This is a genomic window from Endozoicomonas sp. SESOKO3 (genome assembly GCF_024606255.1).
Window position 1 is genome coordinate 1 of record NZ_JAHHPR010000048.1, and the last position, 15,264, is coordinate 15,264.

Annotated in this window: 2 protein-coding genes; both read left to right on the forward strand. The window is 56.1% G+C overall.

Translation table 11 applies throughout. The features are described 5' to 3' along the window. The coding region (locus tag KDK18_RS00800) for a calcium-binding protein (protein ID WP_257252495.1) at positions 1–5,733 on the forward strand (5,733 nt) is incomplete at its 5' end. Beyond that, a partial coding sequence (locus KDK18_RS14510; protein WP_306670828.1) for a hypothetical protein occupies positions 5,675–15,264 on the forward strand: 9,590 nt, incomplete at its 3' end. The genes KDK18_RS00800 and KDK18_RS14510, both read left to right, overlap by 59 nt.

A 15,264-nucleotide genomic window follows, 5' to 3' on the forward strand; every position in this document is an offset into this window, starting at 1 on the left:
GACATACTGCTTGGGGATACCGGGGATAATGAAATATTCGGCCTGGATGGGAATGATACCCTGGGCGGTGGTGGCGGTACCAACAGGCTGGACGGTGGTGCGGGAAGCGATACCGTCAGTTATGGCAACGAGACCACCGGCGTCACAGTCGACCTGGATAATATCCACAACCCCGTTATAACAGCGTCGGGACAGGACACGCTGATTTCCATTGAGAACGTTTCCGGTGGTTCCGGAGACGATGTGTTGAAAGGCACCTCTGCTGAAAACACCCTCACTGGCAGCAGCGGTGACGATACACTGATGGGCCGGGGGGGTAACGATACGTTGGATGGGGGCCTTAATGGCCAGACTGGCGACTGGGTCGATTACAGTGAAGCTTCTTCAGCGGTGACGGTTAACCTTTCCGGCACAGATCACAACGCTTCATACGGCATTGATGCCAATGCTGCCCTGGATGGTGACGGTGGAACCGATAGCCTGAAAAATATTGAAAATGCCAAAGGTTCCGCAGGAAACGACTTGCTGATCGGCAATGAGCTCAATAACCACCTGCAGGGTGGGGACGGTGAAGATACTTTCGTGGGCGGCGATGGCAGTGATGTTTTCGATGGTGGCACTGGTTCAGAAAGCGATACGGCTGACTATTCCACAGTAACCGGCAATATTGTTGTTGATCTGGAAAATGATACGGCCAGCAATGATGGTTTCAATAACACCGATACTCTAACCAGTATTGAGAATGTGCTGGGCGGCTTTGGTGACGATGTTATTACCGCCGGTGTGAGTAATGAAAGTAATGTGCTCCGGGGAAATGCCGGTGACGATCAACTGTCCGGTGGCGCAGGCATCGATATTCTCGAAGGCGGTGATGGTGATGACACACTCATTGGTGGCTCTGGAGCCGATCAGCTGACTGGCGGTGATGGCAATGAAACCCACGGTGACACGGTTGATTACAGTGCCGCTACCATCGGCCTTCAGGTTGATCTGGCCAACGGCGTGGTGGCCAATGATGGCACTGGCAGCCAGGACACTCTTTCAGGCATTGAAAATGTCATAGGCGGCTCCAGCAATGACCAGCTAACGGGCAACACGGATGCTAACACGCTGACGGGTAATGCCGGTGACGATGTTCTCGATGGTGGTGGGGGCGAAGACACCCTGCTGGGAGGGGACGGTGATGACCGGCTCACCGGCGGGAGCGGTAATGACACTCTCAATGGCGGTCTCCAGACAACGAACGGAGATACCGCCGATTACAGTGCCGACTCAACCGATCTGAATGCAGATTTGGATACCGGTATTGCCAGCAGTACGCTCAGCGGCACTGACACACTGGTGGGTATTGAGAATATCACTGGCGGCAGCGGTGATGACCGCCTGCTGGGGGACAGTGCCAATAACCAGCTAATGGGTGGTGCCGGGGATGATGCACTCACAGGCAGGGGGGGCAGCAACACTCTGGACGGTGGCGCTGGGAGCGATACCGCTGACTATTCCGGCAGCACCGGTATCGTGACGGTTGCCCTGGATGGCTCATTGACCCATACCAACGGCATTGATGCCGGCACCGATACCCTGATTAATATTGAGAATGTCACGGGTGGCAGCAACAACGACAGGCTGGTAGGTGATAGTGGTGACAACGTACTCAGCGGTAATGGGGGTGACGACCTGCTGCGTGGTGGTGCCGGTAATGACACTTTCTATGGAGAGACAGAAGCTGCGGGCGTAAATCCGGGCAGTCAGGACACGGATACCGTCAGCTATTCACTGGCAGCGGCAGGAGTCACTGTTGATCTCTCTGCCAATGCAGCCAGTGATGATGGCGACGGTGGCAGTGACCAGTTGTATGGCATTGAGAATATTATTGGCAGTGCTGCTCAGGATACGATCAGTGGTGATGCCCAAGACAACGAACTTAAAGGTGAAGGAGGCAATGACATCCTGGCTGGCGGCCGCGGCAGCGATACCCTTGATGGTGGTGCCGACACAGACACGGCGGACTACAGCACAGCTATTGGTTCGGTCAATGCCAACCTTTCCTCCGGCACCCCTCAGGCGACAGTCAGTGGCGACACGGACACACTGATCAGCATTGAAAACCTGCGTGGCAGTGATCACGCCGATACCTTAACCGGCGATAACAACGCCAATGATCTTCATGGCGGTCAGGCCGACGATATCCTGTCCGGCAATGACGGCGCTGACCGACTCTATGGTGAAAGCGGCGATGACATTCTGGTCGGTGGCGATGGTGTGGATACTCTCGATGGTGGCAGTCATAGTGCAGCCGGTGATACGGCTGACTATAGTGCCCGTAACACGGCGGTAACCATCAACCTTGATAACCAATCTCAGAACGATGATGGCAGCGGTGCTCAGGACACTCTGGTGGACATAGAGAACGTCACCGGAGGGAGTGTCGGTGATACGCTCACGGGCGATGCAGGCGACAATGTTCTATCCGGCAGTGGCGGCGATGACATCCTCAGTGGCGGTGCAGGCGCCGACACGCTCCAGGGTGACGACGGCAATGACACCCTCTCTGGCGGTACCGGGGCAGACAATTTCGAGGGTGGTTCGGACGTCGATACGGTCACTTATGCCGGTATCTCCGTTGGTGTCACCGCCAACCTGCGGACTGGCCTCGGCAACGACGGCAGCGGTGGCAGTGACACCTACAGCAATGTCGAGAACCTGATCGGCGGCAGTGGTGACGACACCCTGACCGGCACTGACAGTACCACTCAGGGCAACGAACTCTCTGGCGGAGCCGGTGACGACACGCTGACCGGCGGTGCCGGTAATGACACTCTGGATGGTGGCAGTCATGGTGCCGACGGCGATACGGTGGTCTTTACCGATGGCACCAACGGTGTCACAGCCAGTCTGGCTAATGGTCTGGCTACTGACAGCGAAGGTGGTCAGGACGTTCTGCAGAACATTGAAAACCTGACCGGTACCAACAAAGATGACAGTCTCACCGGTGATGCTGGAAACAACGTTCTTTCGGGTAATGCCGGTGCGGATACGCTGCTCGGTAATGGCGGTGATGACACCCTCAATGGCGGTAATGACAATGATATCCTGATGGGCGGGGCTGGGGCAGATACCCTCAATGGTGGAGCGGGCAGCGACACTGCAGATTACAGTGACAACACCAGCATTGTCACGGTTAATCTGTCACTGGCGAATAACAAGGTGACTGAAGGCGGAATCAATACCGACACTCTGAACGACATCGAAAATGTCACCGGCGGTTCCGGTGATGACATCCTGACGGGTGACAATAACGCCAATGCATTGACCGGTGGCGACGGTGACGACCTGCTGGTGGGTGGCCGTGATAATGATCAGCTGGCAGGCGGTGATGGTATAGACACCGTGGATTACAGCACCAGTAATCAGGCTGTTACCGTGGATCTGGACGGTGGCACTGCCTCCGATGGTTTTGGTGACACTGATACATTGAGTGGCATTGAAAACGTGGTTGGCAGTGACCATAACGACAGCCTGACCGGAAATAACGATGATAATGAGCTGTCTGGTGGTCTGGGCAACGACACCCTTGCGGGTGGGCAAGGCAATGATACCCTCCGGGGAGGCAGCGGTGAGAACACCGCTGATTACACCGGCGCGGCAGCAGCCGTTACTGCCAACCTGACGAGCGGTACCGCGACAGATGACGGTGATGGCGGCCAGGATTCCTTCCATGATATCGATAATATTCGCGGCAGCAGCCATGACGACCTGATCATCGGCGATGGCAACGCCAATACACTTTATGGCGATGCAGGGGATGACACCCTGACAGGACGGGCAGGCAATGACCGTCTGGAAGGTGGTGCCAATACGGCGGTAGGTGATACTGCCGACTACTCGCTGGCGGCCAGTGCGGTCACCGTCGATTTGTCTATCAGCAAGGCGACGGATGATGGTGATGGCGGTGGTCAGGATGACCTGATCGGAATAGAGAATGTCACTGGCAGCAGCGGCAATGATCTGCTGACAGGCGATACGGCTGCCAACAGGCTGCGGGGCGGTGATGGTGACGACAGCCTGACAGGCGGACAGGGTGATGATTCCCTTGAAGGCGGTGACGGCTCCGATACGCTGGTAGGAGGGGAAGGCGCTGACACCATCGACGGCGGCACGGGTTTGGACACGCTCAGTTACGCCTCTGACCAGGATGCTAACAGTGACGGTATTGGTGTGGTTGTCGATCTCTCTGCTACCCAGGCCAGCGATGGCAGTGGTTTTACCGATACCGTCACCAACGTAGAGAACGTCATCGGCAGTGACTTTAAAGATACCCTGACCGGCGATGCCAATGCTAATACCCTCTCTGGCGGCCTTGGCGATGATACCCTGGCCGGTGGTGCCGGTGCCGATACGCTGGACGGCGGTGGCGAGGGCAGTGACGGCGATACCGCAGATTACACCGGTGCATCGGGATTTGTTACAGCAGACCTCTCTGGCGCAAGTGATACGGCCATTGTCGATGGTGATGCCACTGATACCCTGATCAGCATTGAAAATATCACCGGCAGCCAGTTTGCCGACACACTGACCGGTGATGACAACGCCAATAACCTGCTAGGTCAAGGCGGTGATGACACCCTTAATGGAGGACGGGGAGAGGACGTACTGGCCGGTGGTGCCGACAACGACACACTGGACGGGGGACAGGATGCTGACACCCTCAGGGGCGAGGCGGGTGAGGACACCCTGATTGGCGGTGAGGGTGACGATATACTGGAAGGCGGTGACGATGCAGACCGCCTCGAAGGTGGTCTGGGTGCTGACCAGTTAAAAGGTGGCGCTGGCATTGATACCGCCGTATACAGCAATGATGCCAGTGGCATTACCGTGAATCTTGCCGACGCTACGCCCAACGCCACCGACGGTTCAGGAGCTACGGATACGCTGAACAGCATCGAGAATATTGTCGGCAGTGCCAATGGTGACAGCATTACCGGCGACAGTCAGGTCAACGTGCTAGAGGGTGGCGGTGGTGACGATACGCTGCTTGGTGGCGATGGCGACGATACCCTTCAGGGAGGCAATGATGCCGACACGCTCTATGGTGATGCCGGTGATGACACTCTGCAAGGCGGCGATGGCGACGATACCCTTGATGGCGGCCTCGGCAGTGACAGCCTCGATGGCGGCAGTGGTAATGACACCGTTGATTACAGCCTGACGTCTGCCGGTGTGGTGGCGGATATATCCGGTAATGTCGATACCGTCACCATTGGCAGCGACACCGATACCCTGACCAGCATTGAGAATATTAACGGCAGCAATCACAACGACACGCTGACGGGTGATGGTGATGCCAATATCCTGCGGGGCAATGACGGCGACGATACCCTGAGTGGCAATGCCGGCGCTGACCAGTTGTTCGGTAACGATGGTGATGACACCCTGATCGGCGGCAGCGGCAGTGACACTCTCAATGGCGGTGCCAACGGTGAAACCAACGGTGACACGGCAGATTACAGCAACCATAGCCGTGCGGTAACGGTTGACCTGGACAGCGGCACCGCCACCGATGGGACAGGGGATTCAGACACCCTTATCGACATTGAAAACATCACAGGCAGCGGGCTGGGTGATACCCTCACCGGCGATACTCACAACAATCTCATAGCAGGCGGCGATGGTAATGATACACTCCAGGGCAATAGCGGTAATGACGACCTTCAGGGGGGGCAGCGGCGATGACACCCTGACGGGTGGCCTCGGCAGCGATACCCTTGATGGTGGCACCGACACCGACACTGCGGACTACAGCACGGCTGTTGGCTCCGTTAATGCCAACCTTTCTGGTACGCCTCAGGCAGCAGTGAGTGGCGACGCCACAGACACACTGGTCAGCATTGAAAACCTCCGTGGCAGTAATCACGCCGATACCTTAACCGGCGATAACAACGCCAATGATCTTTATGGCGGTCAGGACAACGATACTCTGAGCGGTAATGGCGGTGTTGACCGGCTCTATGGTGAAGGCGGTGATGACATCCTGGTCGGTGGCGACGGTGCGGATACTCTCGATGGCGGCAGTAATAATGCAACCGGTGATACGGCGAATTACAGCGCCCGTAACACGGCGGTAACCATCAACCTTCAAAACCAGTCCCAGAACGATGACGGCAGCGGTGCCCGGGACACTCTGGTAAACATAGAGAACGTCACCGGGGGCAGCGCTGGCGATTTACTCACAGGCGATGGCGGAAACAATGTGCTGACCGGCGGCGGCGGCGATGACATCCTGATCGGTGGTGGCGGTCAGGATCGGCTGGTCGGCAGTGGCGGTTCTGATGTCGATACGGTGGATTACAGCGGCGCTGCCGGTGCGGTGGTCGCTGACCTGTCCAACACGGCAGCGACTGATGACGGTGATGGCAGTTATGATGCATTGATTGATATTGAAAACCTGATCGGTAGCGCCAGCGGAGATTCCCTGACCGGTGACGTTGAGGCCAACACGCTTGCAGGCGGTGCCGGTGATGACACGCTCAAGGGCATGGCTGGCAACGATATTCTGGAAGGGGGTGCGGATAACGACACCCTCGGTGGTGGTGCCGGCACTGACACCCTCAAGGGGGGTGCGGGTACCGATACGGCGGATTACAGCGATGCCCGGTTCGGAGTAACGGTAGATCTTTCCGCAGCCCTGAATCAGGCTTCTGACGACGGCGAGTCCTCCAGCGATACTCTGGACAGCATTGAGAATGTTACCGGCAGCCTCAATAACGACACGCTGACGGGTGATAACCAGAACAACACGCTAAGCGGATTGGCTGGCGACGATATCCTGTCTGGTGGAGGAGGGGCAGATACCCTCGAAGGCGGCGATAACGACGATACCCTGCGTGGTAATAGCGGCAACGACACGCTGGAAGGAGGCACTGGCAGCGATACCGCTGATTACAGTGGTGTTACCGGCGTTGTCACCGCCAGTCTGTCAAATAAGCTGGTCTCCAGCGATGGCGACGGTGGCCAGGATTCTCTGGACAGTATTGAGAACCTGATTGGCGGCACCCTCGGCGACACGCTGACGGGTGACAGCCTGAATAACCGGCTGGAAGGTCGTGAAGGAAACGATGTTCTCAAGGGTGGCCTGGGTGATGATGACCTGATCGGTGGCGATGGCACGGCTGACCGGGCCGATTATGATGATGCCTCGGCTGGCGTCACCGTCGACCTGACCGCAGGCACTGCATCGGGTGCCAATGGTAATGACACTCTGAATAGCATTGAGGACATCAGGGGCAGTAACCACGATGACACCCTGACCGGCGACAGCGCAGCCAATGTTATCGAGGGGCTGGATGGCATCGACACCCTCCGCGGTGAAGGCGCAGACGATACACTCTATGGTGGTAACCAGAACGATACTCTTTACGGCGGTGATGGCAGCGACACCCTTCGCGGCGAGGATGACAATGACACCATCAGCGGCGGAGCCGGAAACGATGACCTGGATGGAGGCACTGGTTTTGACACACTGGATTACACCGACCACACCAATGACCTGACCGTAAACCTCAACAATGCCTCGGTTAACGCTGGCTCGAACAATGTCGACACCATCAGCAATTTTGAAGCAGTCAGTTCCGGCAGCGGTAACGATGTTCTGACCGGGACAGCGGCTGCCAACACCCTCAGGGGGAATGCCGGCGACGATACTTTGACCGGTGGTGATGGTGTCGATACCCTCGAAGGCGGAGCCGGTAATGACGTGTTTATTGAAGGAGGCGGTAGCGACATTATCGATGGCGGTGATGATATTGATACCGTCGATTACAGCAACCTGGGGGCAGGTCAGACCGTTCTGGCAACGCTGGTTGTGGGAGGGGACGGCTCGGCTGTGTCCGGATCTGATACCGATACACTCCGTAATATTGAGAACCTCATTGGTTCTGATGGTGCCGACAGCCTGACAGGGAGCAGCGCAGATAACGCGCTTTCCGGTGGTTCGGGTAACGATACACTGAACGGTGCTGCAGGCAATGACACGCTTGATGGCGGTGATGATACCGACACCGTTGATTATTCCGCAAACACCAGTAGCCAGGCCATTGTCGTTGATCTGGCTAATCAGGCTACGAACAATGATGGTCTGGGTGGTAGCGATACCCTGAGTAATATCGAGATTATCCGGCTTGGTGCAGGCAATGACCAGGCTACAGGCGATAGCAATAACAATGAATTTTATGGCAATGACGGTACCGACACCCTCAGTGGGGCAGACGGTGATGACAAACTTTATGGTGGCAATCAGGATGACATCCTGCAAGGTGGTGCAGGAACCGACTTGCTGGACGGTGGTGCAGGCACTGACACCGTGGATTACACCGATGCCTCCGCGGCTGTTGAAGTGGATCTCACCACAAACCGGGCGAAAGAGCTGGGTGCCCTCACAGACACGCTGAATAATATCGAAAATATCTTGTCCGGTGATCACAATGACACTCTGATCGGCGATGGTGGCGTCAACCGCATTGAAGGAGGGCTGGGTGATGACACTATTACGGGCAATGCCGGTAACGACCAGCTGTTCGGTGGTGACGGAGCGGATACCTTCATCGAAGGTGCAGGCAGCGATGCCATTGATGGCGGTGCGGGGTCTGATACGGTGGATTACAGCTCGGTATCAGGTGCTGAACTGACCGTTGATCTTGATGGTGGTTCGGGTTCGGGGACTGCCACTTTCAGTGGTGGTAATTCAGATGTTGATAATCTGGTTGATATTGAAAATATCGTCGGAACTAACAATAACGATACCATCACCGGAAGCAGTCAAGTGAATGAGCTGGATGGCGGCGATGGTGATGACCGGCTGGTGGGTGAGGCTGGCAATGATACCTTAAGAGGCGGTAATGGCACGGATACCGCCGACTACAGCTACCAGACCAACAATGTCCTGATTAATCTGGCAGACGATACTAATAATGATGATGGCCATGGTGATCGGGATAGCCTTTTTGATATTGAGAATGTCGTCAGTGGCTCCGGTAATGACACCCTGACCGGTGATTCTGCCGATAATACCCTTGATGGGGGTACGGGCGACGATACTCTGTCGGGTGGTTCTGGCGACGACACCCTGAATGGTAATGGCGGCATTGATACCGCTGATTACCGGGATGCTGTATCCGGCCTGACCATTGACCTTTCTACCAGCGCCCCGATCAACGACACCCTGGGTGGTCAGGACACTCTCCAGTCCATTGAAAACCTGATGGGCGGTAACCATGCCGATACGCTGACCGGCAACCACCTCGCCAATGCCCTCTGGGGGGGCGACCAGGATGACACCCTCAATGGACTCGACGGTACCGACACTCTGGAAGGTCAGGAGGGTAATGATACCCTGGATGGCGGAGATCTTGACGATACCCTCAAAGGTGGTAATGGCGACGATATTCTGATCGGTGGCTCAGGTAATGACGACCTGCAGGGTGATGCCGGTATTGATACCGCAGATTACAGTGCCCAGACTCAGTCCGTCACCATCAACCTGCTTGATCAGTCACAAAACAACGATGGCCAAACAGGCCAGGATACCCTCACGGGTATCGAAAACCTTTCCGGCGGCAGTAACAACGACACGCTAACCGGCGACAATGCCGACAATACGATTCGTGGCAATGGTGGCAACGATACCCTCAGTGGCAGTGGCGGCGATGATCAGCTCGTGGGGGATGCGGGTGATGATACTCTGCAGGGCGGCGCTGGCAATGACACCCTCGATGGCGGCCAGGGCACTGATACGGCAGATTACACAGGGCATGGCAGCGCAGTCACGGCAACACTGACCGATGGTGGCGCTGGTAGTGGCACAGCCACTGATGCCGCCACCAGCGACACGGATACTTTGGCAGGCATCGAAAACCTCGCCGGCAGTAGTAACGATGACAGGTTAACCGGTAATGACCTTGCCAACATCCTTCATGGTGGTGACGGTGCGGATACCCTGGTCGGTGGTGACGGTGCGGATACCCTGCGTGGTGGCGATGACGCAACCGACAATAGCCTGAGTGATACCGCCGACTACAGCGCCGCCTCCGGAGCCCTGACCATTGACCTGGCCAATAAAGAAGCCACCAATGATGGCTACGGCAACCGTGATGTGGTGATCGATATCGAAAATGTGGTTGGCACTGCTCACAATGATTCTATTCGGGGGGATGGTGCAAACAACCATCTGACCGGCGGTGATGGCAACGATACGTTTTATGGTGCGGGAGGGGTAGATACGTTTATCGGCGGTGCTGGCATCGATACCGCCGATTACGGCGATGCTGCCAGTGCTATCAATGTAAACCTGCTTAGCGGCGCAGCCAGCAACGATGGTGATGGTGCCAATGACACACTCACAGGCATTGAGAATGTCATTGGCTCAGGCAACGATGACACCATCGAGGGTGATGCTCAAGCGAACCAACTGGAAGGTGGCAATGGTGCCGATACCCTGACCGGCGGCGATGGCGATGACGTGTTGCTGGGGCAGGACGGTGACGACATTCTTGAAGGGGGCCTTGGTGCTGACACACTCGATGGTGGGCTGGGTAATGACCGGGTGGATTACAGCACCTTCGCCGGAGCGCTGACTATTGACCGTTCAGGAGGCGGAAGTAGTTTTCAGGTCGATCTCGGCGGTGGCAATGTCGATACCCTGATCGACATTGAAGACCTGGTGCTGGGTGCGGGTGACGACCATATCATCGGTGATAACACGGCTAACCGTTATGACGGCGGAATCGGTAATGACACTCTGGAAGGCAGGGGTGGCAACGATACCCTGAACGGTGATGAAGGGGATGACACCATTAAGGGTGGTAGTGGCAGTGATATCCTGGATGGTGGCGAAAACGCCAATGATAACGACACCCTGGATTATTCTGACAATACCACAGGCCTGACGGTGGACCTGGGTTCATCTTCGGTGGTGGATGGGGCCGATACTGACACCATTGCCAATTTTGAGTCTGTGATGGGTGGTTCCGGTAATGACACCCTGACAGGTACTGCTGAAGTCAATATTCTGGATGGCCAGGGCGGAGATGACACCCTTTACGGCAAGGCCGGTGCCGATACCCTGAGGGGCGGAACCCACGGCAGTAACGGTGATACCGCTGATTACAGTGCCCATGGCAGCGCAGTCACTGTCACGCTGACTGCCAACGGTAACGGAACGGCTAATGATGGCACCGATACCGATACTCTGGAAGGCATAGAGAACATCAGCGGCACGGCTCATGACGATACCCTGACCGGTGATAACAATGCCAATACCCTGAGAGGTAATGGTGGTGTTGACACCATTAATGGCGGTGCCGGTACAGACAGCCTCTACGGCGATGCTGGCAATGACACTCTGAATGGCGATGCCGGGAATGACACTCTCTATGGTGGCACCGGTAACGATACCCTGGATGGAGGCAGTGATTCCGATACGGTCGACTACAGCGGCAAGGGGGCGATCACTGTTGATATGAATCTGGCTAGTAATCAGGTGAGTAATGACGGTGAAAGTGGTCAGGACACGCTGCTTAATATTGAAACTATTATCGGTACTGCCAACAACGACACCATGACCGGTAATACCGACAGTCACCGGTTTGAAGGGGGCGGCGGTGATGACACGCTCTCTGGCGGTGGTGGTGATGATGACATCGAGGGTAATGCGGACAATGACATCCTGACGGGGGGTCAGGGTGAGGATTTCCTCAAGGGTGGCACGGGTCAGGATAGCCTTTCAGGTGGCACAGAGAATGACACGCTCTGGGGCGAAGACGGTGATGACACTCTTGATGGGGACGCCGGTGACGACACTCTTGATGGGGGCACCGGTGAGGACACTCTTGATGGAGGTGCCGGTGACGACACCATCGACGGCGGGGCAGGAACCGACACCCTGCTGTTAACCGGAGCCACACAAGCGGTCAATATTGATCTTCAGGCAGGTAGCGCAAGCAACGATGGTTACGGTACCAGCGATTCCAGTATTACCAATATCGAGAATGTCACGCTGGGCGCTAACGGTGGTGTTGTCACGGGCAGTGCTGATGTCAATGTGCTGACCGGGAGCACTGGCGTCGATCAGTTCCATGGCGGTGGCGGCAACGACAGGCTGGAGGGTCATGACAACAATGACCTGCTTTATGGAGATGCCGGTCAGGACACGCTCTATGGTGGAGCCGGGACAGACACCCTTGAAGGGGGATCGGACAATGACACCCTCTATGGCGAGGCAGACGACGATACGTTGCGTGGCGATGCCGGTCAGGACCAGCTCTTTGGCGGTGATGGCAATGATACCCTGGAGGGCGGAGATGACGACGATACCCTGGAAGGTGGTGCCAATGACGACACTCTCCACGGCGGTAACCATAACGATACATTGCGTGGCGATGCCGGTGCCGACACGCTCAACGGTGATGCTGGTGATGACGTGCTTGAGGGAGGGGATGGCATTGATACCCTCAATGGCGGCGATGATGACGATACCCTGCGAGGTGGCGCGGAAGGCGACACGCTGAACGGTGGTTCCGGCAATGATACGCTGGTTGGCGGTGCCGGTAATGACAATCTCGACGGCGGTGCAGGCACCGGGGACTGGGCGGATTACAGCGGCGCTATTGGCAGTGTTACCGCTGACCTTAGTGATCTGGTGGGGACGAATGCTGCGGATGGTGAAGGTTCCAACGACACCCTCAGCAATATTGAAAATATCCGTGGCAGTGCCCAATCTGACAACCTGACAGGGGATGCCAACGCGAATCATCTGGTGGGTAATGACAATGATGACACCTTGTCCGGTGGTGATGGTGCGGACCATCTGGAAGGCGGTGATGGCAATGATTATCTGACGGGGGGTGCCGGTGCCGACACACTGGATGGCGGTGAACAGGCCGGTGACAATGATACCGTTGACTATGCCAGTGAGAGTTCGGCAGTTACCGTTGACCTGTCCAATGTTTCACAAACGGCAAGCGTCGGCGGGGTCACTGACACCCTGTCCGGTATTGAAAGTGTGGTCGGGGGCAGTGGTGACGACATTTTCACCGGTAACGGTGACGACAATACATTGCAAGGTAATGCCGGTCAGGACCGGATTGACGGCGGTGCCGGTGACGACACGCTTCAAGGTGGTGATGACAATGACACCCTGAATGGTGGTCAGGGCGACGACACTATTGATGGCGGCAGTGGTAATAATGACCTGCTTGACCTGAGTACAGCGACCCACGCCATTGACCTTAACCTTGGTGACGGAAAAGCCACTCAGGATGGTTACGGTTCATCCGACAGTAGCATCACCGGAATTGAAGACGTTACCGGGGGCGGTCAGGCCGATGATATTACCGGCAGTTCCCTGGCCAATATCCTGCGTGGAGGGGGAGACGATGACCTGCTGAAAGGCGGTTTTGGCAACGATACTCTCTACGGTGACAGTGGTGCGGACACACTGCAAGGCAACGCCGGTGACGATGAAATATACGGTGGCACCGGTAATGATACCGTCAGTTACGCTGACGGTGGCGCGGTGAATGTCAACCTGACCACCGGCGTAGCCACCGGCAATGGCACCGATAACCTCTACGAGATCGAAAATATTACCGGCAGTTTCTCCGACGATACGCTGACAGGTGACAGTGGTGATAATACCCTCGATGGCAGCTCGGGCGACGACACGCTGATCGGTGGTGCCGGTAATGACGTGCTGGAGGGAGGGGCTCACAGCAGTCTGGGTGATACGGTGGATTACAGTGGCGCTACCAATGGCGTGACCGTCAACCTGACAAGCGAGACAGGCAGCAGCGTCGATCAGGGCACTGATACCCTGAGGAATATTGAAAATATTATTGGCAGTAATCATAACGACGCTCTAACCGGCAGCAGTGTCAGCAATTCGATCAATGCCGGTGCCGGCGCAGACACTATTTATGGCTCTGATGGCGACGACACTCTTGATGGCGGCAGCAGCAGCGACACGGTGGATTACAACACGTCCCATTTCAACAGCTCTGGCAATGGTTTGACCGTTACCCTGAGGGACTCTTCTGACGGCAGTGCGGTTCATGGCAGTGATACCGACACACTCAAAAATATTGAAAATGTCACTGGCTCCAGCAACAACGATACCCTGATCGGAGACACTGGCAATAACACCCTCAATGGTATGGCTGGCGACGATACTCTGGAAAGTGGTACAGGGACAGACACCCTGGATGGCGGCACAGGTTCTGATACGGCGGATTACAGTAACCACACTAATTCCGGTATCACCGTTGTGCTCAATGGCAGCGGTAACGGTACCGTCAATGACGGCACGTCTACAGACACACTTCGCAATATCGAAAACATTATTGCCACAGACGGCATGGACACCATCACGGGTGATAATGAGGACAATAACATCAGTGCCGGTGATCAGAACGACACAATCCACTCAAGCAATGGTTCCGATATCCTGGATGGTGGCAGCGGCACTGATACTCTCAACTACAGTACCAACAGCAGTGGCGTGACCGTCACTCTGGCTGGTGCGTCTGATGGCTCGGTAGCCAAGGGTGGTAATACCGATACTGTCCGTAATGTGGAAAATGTCGTCGGTAGTGCTTTTATCGATACCATGACCGGTGACAGCAACATCAATAGTCTCAGTGGCATGGGTGGCAACGATACATTCCACGGCAGCGGTGGCAACGATATTCTGGATGGCGGTACAGATATCGATACCGTGGATTACTCTGCGTACACTGCCACTGTCAACGTGACTCTGGCCGAAACCGGCAACGATGGTACAGCCACCACGTCTGCAGGCACGGACACCCTTCGCGAGATCGAAAATATTATTGGCGGCAGCGGCGATGATACGCTCATCGGTAACAGTGCCATCAATGACCTCAAAGGTGGAGCCGGTAATGATACGCTTCGTGGTGGTGCCGGTGCCGACACACTGGATGGCGGGGCGGGTGAAGACACCGTTGATTACAGTCAAGATTCAGGGACGGTTATTGTTGATTTGTCAGGAGACTACGCCATTGATGGTGGCGGCGGAAACGATACGCTGACAGATATCGAAAATATTATCGGTTCTGACCATTTATCAGGCGACCAGTTATACGGTAACGCGTCAGCCAACACCATCAACGGGGGTGCCGGAGGCGACACTATTTGGGGGGGTTCCGGTGCTGACACCATCAACGGTGGAGATGGCAACGACGACATTAACGGTAA